Here is a 14861-nt window from a genome sequence, read left to right as displayed (position 1 = left end):
GCTTACTTCGGCAGCGGCGTCTTGACACCTTTGACATGCCAGTCCATCGCAACGATCTGGGCGTCCGTCAGCGTCACGCCGGAAGTGACGCCTTCACTGCCATCGGCCTTGGTGATCGGACCCGTAAATGGCGAGAAGCCGCCGGCGGCGATTTTGGCCTCGATTTCCTTGATCTTGGTCATCGTATCGGCCGGGATTGCCGGGTTCCAGTCGACGACCTCGACCACCTTTTCGGCTACGCCGAGGAAGGTGTTGGCGCCCTTGAAGGTACCGGCAAGATGCGCGTCGACCGACGCCTTGAAGAAGGGCGACCAGTCGGTGGAGACGCAGCCGAGATAGGTCTTCTCGGCATATTTCTTCATCGAGGAATTCAGGTTGAAGGCATAGATGCCGGCTTCCTCGCAGGCGGAAATGACCGAAGGCGTATCCTGCGCATTCGAGAAGATCACGTCGCAGCCCTGCGAGATCAGCGCCTTGGCGGCTTCCTGTTCCTTAGCCGGATCGAACCAGGAATTGACCCAGACGACCGAGACTTCGATGTCGGGCTTGACGGACTGGGCGCCGAGCGTGAAGGCATTTATGGAGGTGATGAGTTCGGGAATGGCAAAGGCCGAAACCGAGCCAAGCTTGCCGGTCTTGGAGACGGCGGCGGCCGCCATGCCGAGCAGGTAGGTGCCTTGGAAATATTTAGCCGCAAAGGGCGAGAAGTTCGGCGCAACCTGGAAACCCGAAGCATGCAGGACGGTGACCTTGGGATTGCGGCGGGCGATCTGCAGTGCACCGTTCTGATAGCCGAAGGAGCCGGCGATCAGGAAATGGTTCCCGTCGGCGACCGTCTTGTTCATGATGCGGTCGGCATCCGGGCCTTCGGCAATGTTCTCGAGGATCGTGACCTTCACCTTGTCGCCATAGGCCGCCTTGATCGGATCGATGCCGGCTGCGAGCGCATGGCCCCAGCCGACATCACCGATCGGCGAGGGCACGACGAGGGCGATGCCGAGCGATTCGTCGGCAGCAAGTGCGGACCGGCCGGCAAGGGCGGTGGCGAGGCCGGCAGCGGCGGCGCTCTTCATCAGCGTTCTTCGCGTCAGATTGTTAAACATGTCAGTTCCCCTCTTTTGGTTTTCAGAATTCGACGGCCGCGAGCGCGGCTTCGGCGTCCGCGAAAAGCTTGGATTCGTCGAGGCCGGCAAATTCACCGGCCTGCCAGACGACGCGCCCATTGATCATCGTGAGGTCGGTCGGCATGCCGATCCCGACCTTGGCGATCAGGCTCAGCGGGTCGTGCCGCGTGCCGACATAGTCCATCCGCCGTGTGTCGATCGCGAAAAGGTCTGCCGCCATGCCCGGCGCTAGACGGCCGATATCGTCGCGGCCGAGCAGGCTTGCGCCGCCCGCGGTTGAGTAGCCAAGGAAATCGACCGGCGGCGGAACAGGGTGTGCGCGTGTTGATGCCAACAGGCATTGCAGCATATAGGCGGAGTGGATGCAGTGCATGAGATTCGAATTGTCGTTTGAGGCAGCGCCGTCGCAACCAAGCCCGACGCGTAGGTCGAAGGCCGACATGGCCGGAATATCCGTCACCTCTGCGCCGACGAGATAGACCGGCTCCGGGCAATGGGAGACGCCGGTTCCGCTTGCCGCCATCTTGCGGAGTTCGTCATGCGTCAGTTCCCAGCAGTGGGCATAGAAGGTGTCGGGACCTGCAAATCCGAGTTCCGTGCAGTAATCGACCGTGCGCATCCCATGCCGCGCCTCGATGACCGGGCTTTCTCCTTCACCGACATGAGTGTGCAAAAACACGCCGCGGTCACGGGCAAGTGCAACGGATTCAACGAAGGTCTCGCGGTAGCAGTTGACCGGCTGGCAGGGCGCAACGACCACCTGCCGCATACTGAAGGGCCTACCGTCATGGTAGCTGTCGATCAGCCGGGCGCAATCGGCTATGAATTCATCCGTCGTTTCCAGCATGGCGTCCGGGATCGTCGATCCCTCGGATGTCGGCAGCGTATTGCCGCCGCGGCCTGCATGGAAACGCATCCCGAGAAGCTCGGCCGCCTCGAATTGCCGGTCGATCAGGCGCTTTCCGGCGTGCCGGGGAAAGCAATATTGGTGGTCGAAAGCCGTCGTGCAGCCATGCTTGATCATCTCGGCCATGGCCGTGACGGAGGAATGGTAGAAGCAATCCTCGTTCAGCCGCGAGAAGATCGGGTAGATCCGGTCGAGCCACTCGATGACCGAGAGCTTCGTCCAGTCGAGGTCGGCGCGGTTGCGCACGAAGCACTGGAAGAAATGGTGATGCGTGTTGACGAGGCCGGGGTAAACGAACCAGCCGGTGGCATCCTGCACGATTGTGCCGGCGGGCAGTGTTTCGGCCGCCAGGTTCGCTCCGATCGCCTGGATCGCCGGACCATCCGTGAGCAGATCGACGTTCCGGCATACGGCCGGGCCGTTGCCCTCGTCGACGATGATGGCCGCGCAGTTCTTGAGGAGGTAGCTAACCATGTCAGCTCTCTTCCTTGGCAGGATGCGGATCTGGCTTCAGCTCGTGCAGGCGGTGAATGCCGGGCATTTCGATGAAGCCGTCGATGCTGCGGACGGCACGCAGCCAAAGCCGGATCGTTGGGTATGGATCGAGCGAGATGCCGCCATCGGGCGCGAGCGCAACATAGGGGAAGCAGGCGATATCGGCGATCGTGGCGCGGTTCGACGCGAGGAACCGCATGCCGCGAAGCTGCTGTTCGAAGAGGCCGGCTTCCAGTTCGCGCAGCGCGGCGACGCCCTGCCTCTGCAGGACGTTAATATCGCCAGGGCGCAGAAGCATCTCGTGCAGCCGCGCGCCGCCGAGATTGGCTGTCAGTCGATGCGAGAAGGAGAGCCACTGCTGCACCCGCGCCGTTTCTTCAGGCGTACCTGTACCCAGCCATTCCGGGGCGTTGCCGGCGGCGAGATAGGCGAGCATTGCGGAGGATTCCGTCAGAACGAGATCGCCGTCCTCGAGGATCGGTATAGAACCCGCCGGATTGAGCGCCAGGAGTTCGGGTCCGCGATGTTCGGCGCCCGGATGAAAATCGACCGGCCGGATATCCAGCTTGATGCCGAGGATCGCCGCCATCAGGCGAATCTTATAGCAGCTCGGCGAGAGAATGTAGTCGTAGAGCTTCATTGCGCGACCAATTGTGCGCCGTAGGTATAGTTGTGGCGCTTGAGCCAGCGCCTGTAGGCGATCGAGGTCAGGTCGGCGCGGGTCGGGATTTCCATGCCGGGATCGAGCGGCAGGAGGGCCGGGATCTGGTTTTCAAGGATTGAGCGATCCTGCAGGAAGATCATCTGCTGAAAATGGATGAGGTCTGTCATTGGTGTCACGTCATCAAAGAGGGCCATCCAGGGCCATACGTCGCAAAGATCTTCTGCAAGCGGCTGCACGAAGAGAGTAATGACATCCCATTCGCCGGGCCGGGGAGGGCAGGTCTTATAGAGCACCGAGCAGGTCGGTGCAGGCACGCGGTACATATATTCGGTGGTAATGCCGCCGGTGGCTGATTTGGCCGCCTGCGGCTGATAGAATTTCACCTTCGTTGCCCAGACCTCGTCCGCGTCTTCGCGAATCTCGACCTTGTAGTTCTCGACTTCCGTGTGTGGCTCGGCACCGAGAATGTCGGTATGGACGAACGGGAAATGGGCGATGTCGAGGAAGTTCTCCACCGCGCGTAGCGGCGAGCAGCGCACCCGCACCACGCCGACATCGACAAAACGGCGGCCAGGCTGATCTGCCTCGGGAATGGCAAAAAGCTCCTTACCGGGATTGCCGAGCGACGACCAGACATGGCCGTAGCGGATGCGGACCGGAAGGTTGCGCCCATCGGCTGATGTCACCTGCGCATTGTCATCGGAAATGCGCGCGACTTCGATGGGCTCGCCCATCAGAGCGGTCTTTGTGCCGATTTCGCCGAGGCGGGAAAAAAGGCCGACCGGATACCATTCGTCGATCATTGCGCCAGCCTTCGTCATTCCACCTCCTTCTGCCGCGCTTCCGCCTGCCGACGCACGGCTTCGGCGATGCGGGACGCGGTGAGCCGGTCCGACAGGCTGCGATCCTTTTCGATCATGACGTGAACGAGTGTGCGCCCTGCTTGCTCGGTCGGTAGCAGCCGGACCCATGGACAGTCCGCAATTGAAATCAGTCCGTCCATTCCAATTTTCGCACCGGCTGCAGCTTCGAGCGCCGGAATGCCGGCCTCGACAGTCAACGAGCGCAACGGCAAGAGATCATCAAGCGATGGCTGTGATGCCAAGGGTTCTCCGACGGCAACCCAGATGACGCCACGCGATTCCTGGACCTTATGGCCTGCGACACGGATCGTTTCCGGCGGCACGAGGTCGGGGTGGGCAGGGATGCGGATGCATCCTCCTGCCGGAGAATAGCTCCAGCCGTGATAGATGCAGGAGAGTGCCTCGCCGCGCACGAAGCCGTGAGACAATCGCATCCCGCGATGCGGACAGCGATCCGACGATGCCGATACGCGTCCCGACTGAGTGCGCCAGAGAGCGATCGATCCTGCTGGCGTCCAGGCCGGTATCACGGTTGCCGGTGGCAGATCAGCAGAAAGGGCGACTGGCGTCCAATAGCCGGCCGTATCAGATAGCATAACGTATAAGTCCTAATTTCCTTACGGCCTTTGTACCGCCGGGCCGTGCACGGTTGCCGAGCTTTCGGCCTCGGTTGGTCAGAGGCTTGCATAAAAAAACTGCATTGGCAACAATGATTAAATAAAGGGCAAGATCAATGTGGTCAGGCCTGCGGTGTGTCGGCAATGTCCACAATCGTGCGCTGTATCTCGTCCACCCAGACGTCGATCGGGCCGAGCGAACACCCCATTTCCAGCATGTCAATCAACTCAACAGGACCTGCGACCTCAAGTTCGATTTTGTCGGCGCCGATGTGAAAGAAACTTTGGGATAGTCCGAGCTTATCGGCATGGCGACGGATCCACGGGATGAACGAGTCTGCATCAATCTCGCCGAGGATCGTCATCCTCTCGCGCAACTCGTTCTGCCGTGACTGCATTGTCGAATTTCCATTGTGCGTGCCGCGATGACAGCATAGCGCCTCGATTCATTTATGAAAGAGGCAGGGCGGGAACACGGTCAGCAATCGCAGCAATGCTATATCGCGTTTGCGTCGCGAAGGTCGATTTACGCTTTTGCGTTGCAGAACATAAACTTGCTTACCGTGATAAAGCATCCATTGATCATCCGCATCGTCTCGGTGGGAGGAGCGGTGCCGGCGCCTCTCCCAATGCCCGTCCATGAGGCAGCGCATTCTTCGATTGCGGCTATCGGCGTGCTCTGCTGGATGCGCGCCATGGTCCCTTGTAATGAGTTCCCCCGTCCCAAAATCAATGTGAAGGCTCTTGGTCTCCATTGGCGCAACGGCCGCTGGCGGACTGAGCAAATGCGTCCGCCTCTACCACTTCACGCGCAGGCCAGCGGTGCCACTAATCACATAGCTGTCGCCGAAATCTTTCAGCGAGGATTTCGCGGCGACCTCGCCATAGAGCGAGTAGCGGTCGTCGCTCCAGTTGTAGCTGCCGCCAAGCGTCAGCCCCGCCCAGAGCGGATCATTCTTCGTTTCGAAACCGGTGCCGGAGACGTCGACGGCGGTGCCATCCAGGAACTCGCCGTAGAGATTGGCGCTGCCATAGACTTTCGCCAATGCCCTCTGGCCATCGGCCCGCCGCATTGTCTCCTCGCGGTCGAGCGCCACGCCGAGCCGGCCGATCAGGCTGTCGCCGTCATCGAGCGACACCCGCGCGCCGAAGCGATCATTGAACGTGTCGAAGTCGACGGAGGAATAAATGAGCTGCGCCTGTGGCGTGATCGACCATGGACCGGAGGCTGCAAAGCGCCGTCCGGCCTCCAGGCTCAGCGCATAGCCGAAGCCGTTGTTGCCGCTTTCCATGGCGCCGTCGACGAGGTCGGATTTGAGATCGCTGTCATACCAGGTGACCTGGCTCTGCGCGTCGACATAAAAGCCGTTGTCGCCATACCACGTCAGCGTCGCGCCCAACCCGAAGCCGGTCGTGTCGATATCGCCATTGCCGTAGAGGGAGCCGATATCGTCGGAGACGGTGCCGTAATGGACGGTCAGCCCGCCGATCAGCCGGCCGCTCTGATCCTGATAGAGCTCGCCATCCAGGCCGCCCTCCAGCTTGAACAGATCGTAGTCGTAGCTGTCGACGGTGGTGCTGCTGTCAGGCTCGAGGCTCGCATGCGCGCCCTCGGTGCGCAGCCATACATTCTCCAATGCCTTGGCCGATGTCGCCGCACCGTCGCCCGACCAGTAGCGGTCGCCGACGCGCTGCTGCAGCGTGGAAAGTCCGTTCAGGGCGAGCAGGAGCTGCGGATAGGCCTCGTAGAGCGGAACGCCGGGCTGATAGAGCGGCCCTGCGGCTGCGGCGGGTGCAGCGGGATTGATCAGTGCGGAGCGAAGATACCAGTCGCCATCACCGGGTGTCGCGATGCCGTTCTGGTAGAGCCGATAGGCATAGGCGCCGCCGACAAGGGCCTGATTGCCCAGGAAGACGTAGTCGCCGAGCAGCGAAAAGCTTCCGGCCGAGGTGCCGCCGACATCGACGATCTTGATGCCTTCGACGGTCTGCGCTCCGCCGCCGCCGAGATTGGTGACACGCACATTGGTCGTGCCTGCCGTATTGCCCGTTACCACAAGGCGATCGGTCGGCGAGGTATCGCCGCCGAGCACGCTTTCGATCGCAAGGGTGCCGCCATTGCCGGTGTAGTTGCCATTGATCGTCAGCGTGCCGATCGAATTGCCGGGGGCGACCGTGTCGGAGTTGCTCACGTCGCCGATGATGGTTCCGCTGCCGCCGAGCCTGCCGAAATTGGTGATATCGCCGGTGACGCTGGAGGCGGCGCTGTGGTCGCCGACGAGCAGCGTGCCGTCATAGATCGTCCAGTCCGTCGTCACAGTCCCGTTGCCGGTCAGAAGCCATGTTCCGGCGCCGGTTTTTTCGAATGTGTCGAAGTTCTGGTATTGCCCGGCGGTACCGATCGACGACACGTCGAAACTGCCGGTTCCTGTACCGCCGAGGCGCAACGTGTCGGTGCGCGTGGTGCTGCCGACAGCGTTGCCGATAATGACCGAACCCGAATGGAGTTCGAGGGTCATGGCGCCTGCAGCCGTGCTCATGATGATGGCATCGGCGCCGCCGGCTCCGGCCTGAAGGGTGCCGTTGTTGACGATCAGTGCATTCGGCAGCTGGATGGTGATCGCAGCCGCATTGCTGCCGCCGACGATCGTCCCATTGTTTTCGGCCAGCAAGGCACCGAGGGAAAGATGGACGCCTTCGCCCGAACCGGTGGCCCCATCGCCGCCACGGATCGTGCCGTTGTTGATTAGGGAGGCCGGGCTCGCGGCAGTGGCAAATGTTCCGAGGCTTACTCCCGCGCCACCGGGTCCCCCGGCGCTCCTTCCACCTTGGATCAGCCCGTTATTGGTGATGGCGAGACCCCGGAGGGCATTGATGCCCTGGCCGCCGGCGGCAGCACCCGTGCTGACGCCGCCGGTCACCGTTCCGTTATTCACGAAGGTCCCGGGTCCGGCAAATGCGACACCTGAACTGGAGGTCGAGCTTCCGTCAGCCCCGCCGGTGATCGAGCCGTTGTTAACCAGCGAGGAGGGGATCAGGGTGTTATTGAACCAGAAACCGCGTTGGGCTGTATTTCCGATGAGTGTACCGGAAAAGGTCAATGTCTGACCGTTGGTTGTCGTGGTCTGGAAGCCGGTCATGGTGAAGCCGTTGGTATTGATGCCGATCGGCTTCGTGATAGCGGGCAGAGTGGCAATCGGTCCCGTGATATCGCCAGTCAGCGTAATCGTCGCGCTGGCATCGCCGTCGGCATTGGCGACCGTGACCTTGTTAAAGAAGTCGGTAGCGTCGCCGGCCGTGTAATCACCTGCCGACGCGGGGAAGGAGAGGCAGCATTGCAGTGCCAGCGCAGCGAGACTTGCGCCCGCAAAGAGTTTTGCTTTCCTGTCGACGACGCTGCCGCTCATGTCTGCCTCTGTAAAGTTGTCGTTAATATAAATACGATCTCAGGATGTACTTTTGTGCGCCGCTTCGGTCTAACTCACAAGCGATCGGCTGATCACCGAGCGAGCCTTGCTGCGCCAAAGGCGACGGGTTGTTGCCGGGCGGCAACAAAACCGTCAAATGCAGACGGTTTTGTGGATCGATATGTTAGGGTTTTGGTAACCTCCGGGGCTGTCGCCGGGTCTCCGCATTCCGTTGATGGCGCTAGGAAAACGACTGATGGTCGGATTGCATGACCTCAACAATGCGCTGAACCGTTAAGCGGAGCTCACAGTAATTTCGGTTGAATGCATTTCATCCCGCTTCTAAGTCGCTGAATTGTCCCCAGAAGGTCTCGACCTCTGGGGCCGCGAGTTCAATTCCGTCGAAGAGCTTAAAACGACGCGAGTGAGCGAAGACGACCGAAACCTGCCATTGCGTTCGTCATTCATTTGCAATAGCTCGAAATGGAGATGGCTATTGCTGCAAACGCACTCGTCCAAACCGTAGGGATGCCGAAGTTCGGGATTGCGCCTCCGCCGTGCTTGAAAACATGGGCCTAACGGTATCGGATGCGGTTCGTATCTTGCTCACTCGGACGGCCAACGAGGGGTTGTAGGTAACGCGCAGCAGGGACGAGAGGTTTGCCCGCGACCGTGTCATTTTTTACATGCGGCCGCGATATTAGCGCTTGCCGAATGCGCGCAAAAATGTCTTCGTTGCCTCTCTTGCCATGCGGTCGACCTCCTCATCTGGAGTTGGACGGCCGATCTGTTGGTTGATCCGCAGGTCTGTTGCGAGCAGCGCCATGTACTGGCGCGCGGCAAGTGCCGGATCCTCTATATCGAGGTGGCCAGCCAGTGTGAGCTGTGCCAGGCGAGCCGCGATGGCAGGATACTTCTTGCCCGGTCCGTATTCCTTCCAGGTCTCAAACAATTCCGGAAATCTGCTGCCTTCGGTCTCGACGAGCTTGCGTAGCCAGCGACCATTCGGATCGCAGACCGCCTTACGCAGGAGCAGCGCTGAAAATTCGGTCAGTTCCCTTTCGAGATCGATAGGGGCCACGGGAAATGTGTCCAAAACCCGAAAGAAGCCAGCGCTCGATTTCTCCGTGATCTCCGCAACCACGACCTTGAATAGATTATCCTTGTCGCCGAGTTGATTGTACACCGTCTGACGCGACACGCCGGCTCTTGCAGCGATGGCATCGATGCTGGCCGCCGCAAACCCGTCCTCGGCAAAAACGTCTGCGGCCGCGTTTAGGATTGCCTGACGTTTGCTAGTGGCGGGCTGACTATTCTCTGTCTCGCAAGAAGCGGCTGCGGGCGAAGTTTTCATGACACCACCATATAGGACTTGACGGGTTGGACAATACTGTCCAAAATATTTTACAGGTCTGACGGAATAGCTAGAGAACCATCTCCGTCTTACCGCCATCCCATCTATAATCGCCCACTTAGCCCCCGTCATATGTTTTCATATGAGACTTCGCTTCTTCGCCCGGAGGATGGTGTGCGGGAAAGGTTTTTCCATGCAGAGCAAGAATTCCATTTCATCTCCAGTCGTCGGCGGCTCCCATCATGCCATCGTCCTTGGCCTTCTTTCTGCCGTCGGTCTCTTTGCCCTCGACATGTATCTGCCCGCGTTGCCGACGATCAGTCTGGATCTTCACGCCGACAGCCATGCAGTTCAGGCAAGCCTGATCTCCTTCTTCGCCGCCATGGCGGTGTCGCAGATTGTCTATGGTCCGCTGTCGGACATGTTTGGCCGCAAGCGGCCTCTGTATGTCGGTCTGGTGCTCTACCTTCTTGGCGCGATCGGCTGCGCGCTCTCCACCGACATTAGCTGGCTGGTCGCCTTCCGTTTCATTCAGGGCACCGGCGCCTGTGCCGGCGTCGTGATTGCCCGGGCCATCGTGCGCGACCTGCATACGGGGGCGGCGGCCGCGCAACTTATGTCGCGGCTTATGCTGGTCTTCAGTATCTCACCCATCCTGGCGCCGCTCGCCGGCAGCATCGTGACAGTGTTCGGGAACTGGCGACTGATCTTTTGGGTCATGGTCTTCGCCGGCGTTGTCGGCTTCGTCGCGGGCCGCTTTTTCCTTGAGGAGACCCGTCCGGTTGCGGCTCGCAGTGAAAGCAGCCTCGGCGGCGCATTAAAAGCCTACGGGATACTCCTTAAAGACCCGTATTATCTCGGTCTAGTGCTTATGGCCTCCTTCGGCATGTCGAGCTACATGATCTATGTCGCCAACTCGTCCTTCGTACTCATCGGCCACTACGGGCTCTCTCCCTCGTTTTACAGCGTGGTCTTTTCGGTGAATGCTATTGGCTTCATCGGCATGTCGCAGATGAACGGCTGGCTTGCCCGCCGGATTGGTTTGCGCAAGGTGATTCGCGGTGCAGTTTCTGGTTATACGCTGACGATGTTGGCGCTGGCTGTCCTGATGGTCGGTGGCACCGATCGCCTCGACATCATGGCGGCCTTCCTGTTTGCGGGCTACGCTTTCCTTGGAATGATCGTGCCGAATGCGGCGGTACTGGCGCTCGAACACCACGGTCGCATCGCTGGTACGGCCTCGGCAATGATGGGGACGGTCCAGTTCATGACGTCGGCGCTGGTAGTTGGCATCAGCGCTATGTTTATGGACGGGACGGCGAGACCAATGGTGGTCATCATCGCCATCTGCTCGGCCGTTGTGTTCCTCCTTTCGATCGCAGTGCTGAAGAGCAGGTATGTGGTGGCGGCTCAATAGATCCTGGTGCCACCGATGACAGCGGCTCGTTGCAGGCCGCTCGCGCCGAAGCCTCTTCAGCCCGGGCGGAGTGCGCTTTCTAAAGGGGGTGACGCTTGGCGAAAAGGACCGTTGCTTAGCTGTTGTCGCGCGATTGATACGAAGGCGACGACCGCTAACTAGACCTGATGGGGCCGGCCATGGTCGTGGCCATCATCATTTGAGCGAGGCATCGCCGGTTCGGTTCCCTTTAACTGCGGGAATTGAACGTAGCACGCGAACCTTCTGTCGAGAGGCTCAAAACTCCAGGTCAGGCTTGTCCGATGAGAGTGGCAGCCATGGGAAGGGGCATTGCGGTAACATCATTCTTCAACGGAAGGCTTTCCTGACCCGGGTAGATAACTATGCGCCTTTCCGGCTGCAGATCCACGCATGCCTGGTAAAATCCTTTTTCGACCTTTGGAGAAAGACTGCGCTTAATCTCGATTGCCCATGGGCGCCCAGCCGGTGGTGTCAAGAGAAGGTCTATTTCCGCTCCGGCTGCTGTGCGATAGAAATTTGCGGATGTCCCCGCCGGAGCCGAAGCGATCATGGTTTCGACTGCAAAGGCTTCCCAGCTGGCGCCGGCAATTGGATGGCCAAGCAACTGTTCGGTCGGTCCCAGTCCGAGCAGGGCATGCGTGAGGCCGCTGTCGCGGACATAGACCTTCGGCGACTTAACGAGGCGCTTCCCGACGTTGGCGTGCCAGGGTTCCAGTCGTCGGACGAGGAGCAGATCGACGAGCAGGTCGAGATAGGAGGCGACGGTCTTGCCATCGACGCCGAGCGAGCGGGCAAGCTCGGCAGCGTTCAATAGGCCCGACTGATGATGGGCCAACATCATCCAGAAACGGCGCAGCGTTTCCGCAGGAATCCTTGGGCCGAGTTGCGGGATATCGCGCTCAAGATAGGTGCGGATGAAATCCTGTCGCCAGCGTAGGCTCACCCGATCGTTCGCCGCTAGAAAACTATCGGGAAAGCCGCCGCGCAACCACAGTGTTTCGAGCTCCGTAGGAGGCACTTCCAAGCCGTCGATCGGATACATTTCGAGATAGGATATGCGCCCCGCCAGCGTCTCGCCAGATTGCTTCAGCAGGTCGACCGAAGCTGAACCGAGGAGCAGAAACTGTCCGCTTCGACGACCGGCGCGACGTCCTCGATCGATAAGTCCCCTGAGGTTTTGGAATAGGTTCGGCAAGCGGTGCACCTCGTCGAGGATGACGAGTTTGTCCTTATGCTGATCGAGATAGAGTTCCGGTTCGGCGAGTTTTGCGCGATCCGCGTCGGATTCCAGATCAAGATAGATGGATGCTCGCTTCTTACTTACATCCAGTGCAAGCGTCGTCTTTCCGACCTGGCGGGGGTCCGATAAGGGCCACGGCGGAATTGGAATCTAGGAGCTCGTTTAGCACGGGTTCGATTCGACGCGCAATCATCCTCGCATTTATGGAATGAGTTTCCAGAATTGCAAGGATAATTTGTCTGCGGGAGCGGCTTTGGCTCTGCAATGGCCGATCTGTAGCGACTGACGACAGCCGCTCCGTGGGATTGCCCGACACGCGCTCTCGACTTATCTCAATCCAGAATTTGCTTCACCGCAGCATCGTACCAGGATTTTAGGGCAGTAGCCGGGACACCGTTTGGATCAGTTTCTTCTCACTGTAAGGTTTGTCCAGAACAGCATCAAAGACGTCTGGGTGGGCACGGCCAATGCTGCCTTGGGCCCCGCTGACGAGGATGATTGGGATATGAGCCAGCTCGCCGTCCGCGCGCATCGCCTGCGCCAGCTCTAGACCGGTCATCAGCGGCATCATAAAATCGGTGATGACGAGGGATGGACGCTTCTCGCGCACGAGAGCGAGTGCTGTTTTTCCGTGCGAGGCGGAAGCAACTTCATAACCGGCGTCTTCCAGCATGATAGCCAGCACCTGAGCGATCAGAAACTCATCCTCGGCAATTACGATCAGTGGCATCTGCTTTAGCTCATGCTTTCTCTCAGGCTTGTGGTTCGGGACTGACCGCGCTCGCCACTCCAGTTGTCGCTCCGGTCACCGGCTCAAGAGCAGAAATGACCTTCAATCCATTGTTGCCGAAGCCAAGCTCATGAATGACAGGTTCGTATTCCCTGTCCCTCACCTTCAACACCGAGATGGTGCGCTTGAAGCGGGAGTTGATCTCTACATGGCGCAGCATCACCAGATTATCCAGAAGGCTTGAAATTTCTGAACCGGGGGCCGTTACCGTCGGGCCGAAAAGATCGCGCAGTTCCCAGGTCGCAAGAGTAGTAACCCCTAGAGCGCGAAGTTCGTTCGTCAGGGCCGCAAAAAATTCAACGAGGCGCGAGGGATGGACCGCAGCCCGCTCGAAGCCGCCGAGCCCGTCGATCAGAAGGCGTTTGACGCCACGGGACTGGATCGCATCGAGAAGCCGATGACCGAGCTTGTCGAGCAGGTTTTCGGTCATCGGATTCCAGATCACGTCCAGAGCGCCCGATCTCATGGGCCTCTCGAGATCAACGCCGAGCGCTCGTGCCTTCCTCAGCAGGCGGGGAGGGGTTTCGTAGAACCCGAAATGCAGCGCCGGCTCGCCGGCGTTCGCCTGGCTCAGGAAATTAAGCCCCAATGCGGTCTTGCCGCATCCGGAGGGGCCGAACACCAGCGTCACGGAGCTTTCCGGCACTCCGCCGCCGAGCATGGCGTCAAACCCGGCCGTTCCTGACACAACTTGTTTTGCGCCCGGGTCGTCGTCGATGGACTCCGTCGACTGGATGGCCTCAAGACGGGGATAAGCCACTAGACCCGCGGAGGTGATCTCGAACTGGTGATAGCCGCCAAGCCCGGCGCTTCCCCTCGACTTTTTCACCTGTAGGCGGCGTATGGTTCGCACACCGACAAGTTCGTTGTGCAGCTCGATGACACCATCGACCATGGTGTGCTCGGGGCTGTCCTCAGTAATGCGCGTACTGGTCAGGAATAGGACGGTGCAGCCGGCGAAGGCAGCCTGGCTCTGAACCTCTGCCACGAAGGTTTTCACATCCAGATTGGTGTCGGCGCGATCACTGGCATTGAGGAGGCCGTCGAAAACCAGCAGCGTTGCTCCCTGTCGGGCGATCTCCTGCCGGATAAGGCTGACGACTGCGGAAAGGCCCTCGTCGCGCAGCGTCTGAAACACGCCGACGTAAGAGATGCTTAAGCCAAGCTGTGTTCGGTCAAAGAAGTCCAGCGTGCCCAGCGCCTGAAACAGACGATCATGGGTCTCCGCCAGCAACGTCACATACAGGACCTTGCCGCCGCGGGAGACGTTGGCAAACGCCACCTGGTTGGAGAAGATCGTTTTTCCTGCGCCGGGGTGGCCCTGGACGATATAGGAGGCACCTTCGACGAGGCCGCCGCCGAGGATGGTGTCGAGGCGGGGGATGCCAGTGGATAGTCTTGGGAGCTCTTGCATTGAGTGGGTCAACCGCTAGGAGAGAGTTATGGCACCGTAGGTCCCGCGCACGATATTGCAACAGCCAAGTCCTACAAAGTGCTTTATTTCGCCTGCGGAGGAGCTATGTTTGTCGCGATGGGTGCGTGCCCCCCTCGTTCAGGTTCTTTTCGATTCAGATCCTGGGGTACAGAACGCCAATGGGAGACGGGGACTATGACGGGAAGGCGGCAGCGCCCAGGACGGGCTCGAGCGACTTGAAGCGAGTGTCAGGGCTGCGCGGCCAGGGCAGATGCGGCGGCCTTTCTGGCGGCGATCGTTGAGTCCTCAGAAGGCCCCATCATCAGCATGCAGGGGATCATTATCACCAAGCCGCCCCGTAAGAGCGACCAATTGACGATTACCGGTGATCCGGGTACTCGACCGCCGCCACACTCACCTGACGAGGTGGCAAGTCGGAGGCCCGGTCAATACCAGTGACCGGGCCTCCGCCTTCGGCCAAAAATGACTGTCGCACCGGGAACTTTCGTAACGCCGCGAAGTATTACACTTGGGTTGCACGACGAAGG

General features: G+C 59.9%; 12 protein-coding genes and 1 pseudogene. 2 read left to right on the top strand and 11 right to left on the bottom strand.

The features are described 5' to 3' along the window. Positions 1 to 2 precede the first annotated feature (2 nt). The 7 genes from EV281_RS26605 to EV281_RS26575 all read right to left on the bottom strand — a co-directional run bounded on the left by EV281_RS26605 (position 3) and on the right by EV281_RS26575 (position 8077). Positions 3 to 1103 (bottom strand): BMP family ABC transporter substrate-binding protein, encoded by a 1101-nt coding sequence (locus tag EV281_RS26605; RefSeq protein WP_132657347.1) that lies wholly within the window; start codon positions 1101 to 1103, stop codon positions 3 to 5. Between the two features lie 22 nt (positions 1104 to 1125). Continuing rightward, on the bottom strand, positions 1126 to 2505 hold the full coding sequence (locus EV281_RS26600) for an amidohydrolase (RefSeq protein ID WP_132657346.1): 1380 nt from the start codon (positions 2503 to 2505) through the stop codon (positions 1126 to 1128). A 1-nt stretch (position 2506) separates the two neighbouring features. Continuing rightward, positions 2507 to 3166, bottom strand: coding sequence for a glutathione S-transferase family protein (locus EV281_RS26595; RefSeq protein WP_132657344.1), 660 nt, complete (start codon positions 3164 to 3166; stop codon positions 2507 to 2509). Further along, positions 3163 to 4011: an aromatic ring-hydroxylating dioxygenase subunit alpha gene (locus tag EV281_RS26590; protein WP_132657343.1), complete on the bottom strand. Its 849-nt coding sequence runs from the start codon at positions 4009 to 4011 to the stop codon at positions 3163 to 3165. The genes EV281_RS26595 and EV281_RS26590 overlap by 4 nt, the downstream gene beginning before the upstream one ends. Further along, entirely contained in the window at positions 4008 to 4649 is a 642-nt protein-coding gene (locus tag EV281_RS26585; protein WP_132657341.1) for a Rieske 2Fe-2S domain-containing protein, read from the bottom strand. The genes EV281_RS26590 and EV281_RS26585 overlap by 4 nt, the downstream gene beginning before the upstream one ends. 143 nt (positions 4650 to 4792) lie before the next feature. Next, positions 4793 to 5068, bottom strand: a complete 276-nt coding sequence (locus EV281_RS26580; RefSeq protein ID WP_132657339.1) for an acylphosphatase — start codon at positions 5066 to 5068, stop codon at positions 4793 to 4795. Positions 5069 to 5467: 399 nt separating this feature from the next. Then, entirely contained in the window at positions 5468 to 8077 is a 2610-nt protein-coding gene (locus EV281_RS26575; RefSeq protein WP_245508363.1) for an autotransporter outer membrane beta-barrel domain-containing protein, read from the bottom strand. Positions 8078 to 8572: 495 nt separating this feature from the next. Between EV281_RS26575 and EV281_RS26570 the strand changes: the two are divergent. Next, a pseudogene (locus EV281_RS26570) lies at positions 8573 to 8706 on the top strand (type II toxin-antitoxin system RelB/DinJ family antitoxin); the annotation flags it as partial. A gap of 71 nt (positions 8707 to 8777) precedes the next feature. Here the strand turns inward: EV281_RS26570 and EV281_RS26565 are convergent. Further along, positions 8778 to 9563, bottom strand: a complete 786-nt coding sequence (locus EV281_RS26565; protein ID WP_348631034.1) for a TetR/AcrR family transcriptional regulator C-terminal domain-containing protein — start codon at positions 9561 to 9563, stop codon at positions 8778 to 8780. 61 nt (positions 9564 to 9624) lie between these two features. Between EV281_RS26565 and EV281_RS26560 the strand changes: the two genes are divergently transcribed. Continuing rightward, positions 9625 to 10848 (top strand): multidrug effflux MFS transporter, encoded by a 1224-nt coding sequence (locus EV281_RS26560; protein ID WP_132657337.1) that lies wholly within the window; start codon positions 9625 to 9627, stop codon positions 10846 to 10848. 289 nt (positions 10849 to 11137) lie between these two features. Here the strand turns inward: EV281_RS26560 and EV281_RS26555 are convergent, their stop codons facing one another. The 3 genes from EV281_RS26555 to EV281_RS26545 all read right to left on the bottom strand — a co-directional run bounded on the left by EV281_RS26555 (position 11138) and on the right by EV281_RS26545 (position 14313). Continuing rightward, positions 11138 to 12172 carry an ATP-binding protein gene (locus tag EV281_RS26555; RefSeq protein WP_245508373.1) on the bottom strand — a complete coding sequence of 345 codons (1035 nt, stop codon included), beginning with the start codon at positions 12170 to 12172 and terminating at the stop codon, positions 11138 to 11140. Between the two features lie 310 nt (positions 12173 to 12482). Continuing rightward, positions 12483 to 12839, bottom strand: coding sequence for a response regulator (locus EV281_RS26550; RefSeq protein WP_132657335.1), 357 nt, complete (start codon positions 12837 to 12839; stop codon positions 12483 to 12485). A gap of 22 nt (positions 12840 to 12861) precedes the next feature. Then, positions 12862 to 14313, bottom strand: coding sequence for an ATPase domain-containing protein (locus EV281_RS26545; RefSeq protein WP_132657333.1), 1452 nt, complete (start codon positions 14311 to 14313; stop codon positions 12862 to 12864). Positions 14314 to 14861: the final 548 nt, after the last annotated feature.

Origin of the sequence: Rhizobium sp. BK418, from assembly GCF_004341105.1 — a bacterium.
GTDB lineage: Bacteria > Pseudomonadota > Alphaproteobacteria > Rhizobiales > Rhizobiaceae > Rhizobium.
Note: the sequence above shows the minus strand (reverse complement) of the source record. Positions and strands in the feature narration are given on the sequence as shown.

Excerpts from the sequence above, each read along its gene's own strand:
- EV281_RS26600 (WP_132657346.1), bottom strand. The coding sequence starts at position 2,505 with ATGGTTAGCTACCTCCTCAAGAACTGCGCGGCCATCATCGTCGACGAG.
- EV281_RS26595 (WP_132657344.1), bottom strand. The coding sequence starts at position 3,166 with ATGAAGCTCTACGACTACATTCTCTCGCCGAGCTGCTATAAGATTCGC.
- EV281_RS26545 (WP_132657333.1), bottom strand. The coding sequence starts at position 14,313 with ATGCAAGAGCTCCCAAGACTATCCACTGGCATCCCCCGCCTCGACACC.
- EV281_RS26550 (WP_132657335.1), bottom strand. The coding sequence starts at position 12,839 with ATGCCACTGATCGTAATTGCCGAGGATGAGTTTCTGATCGCTCAGGTG.
- EV281_RS26585 (WP_132657341.1), bottom strand. The coding sequence starts at position 4,649 with ATGCTATCTGATACGGCCGGCTATTGGACGCCAGTCGCCCTTTCTGCT.
- EV281_RS26605 (WP_132657347.1), bottom strand. The coding sequence starts at position 1,103 with ATGTTTAACAATCTGACGCGAAGAACGCTGATGAAGAGCGCCGCCGCT.
- EV281_RS26590 (WP_132657343.1), bottom strand. The coding sequence starts at position 4,011 with ATGACGAAGGCTGGCGCAATGATCGACGAATGGTATCCGGTCGGCCTT.
- EV281_RS26560 (WP_132657337.1), top strand. The coding sequence starts at position 9,625 with ATGCAGAGCAAGAATTCCATTTCATCTCCAGTCGTCGGCGGCTCCCAT.
- EV281_RS26575 (WP_245508363.1), bottom strand. The coding sequence starts at position 8,077 with ATGAGCGGCAGCGTCGTCGACAGGAAAGCAAAACTCTTTGCGGGCGCA.
- EV281_RS26565 (WP_348631034.1), bottom strand. The coding sequence starts at position 9,563 with ATGACGGGGGCTAAGTGGGCGATTATAGATGGGATGGCGGTAAGACGG.
- EV281_RS26580 (WP_132657339.1), bottom strand. The coding sequence starts at position 5,068 with ATGCAGTCACGGCAGAACGAGTTGCGCGAGAGGATGACGATCCTCGGC.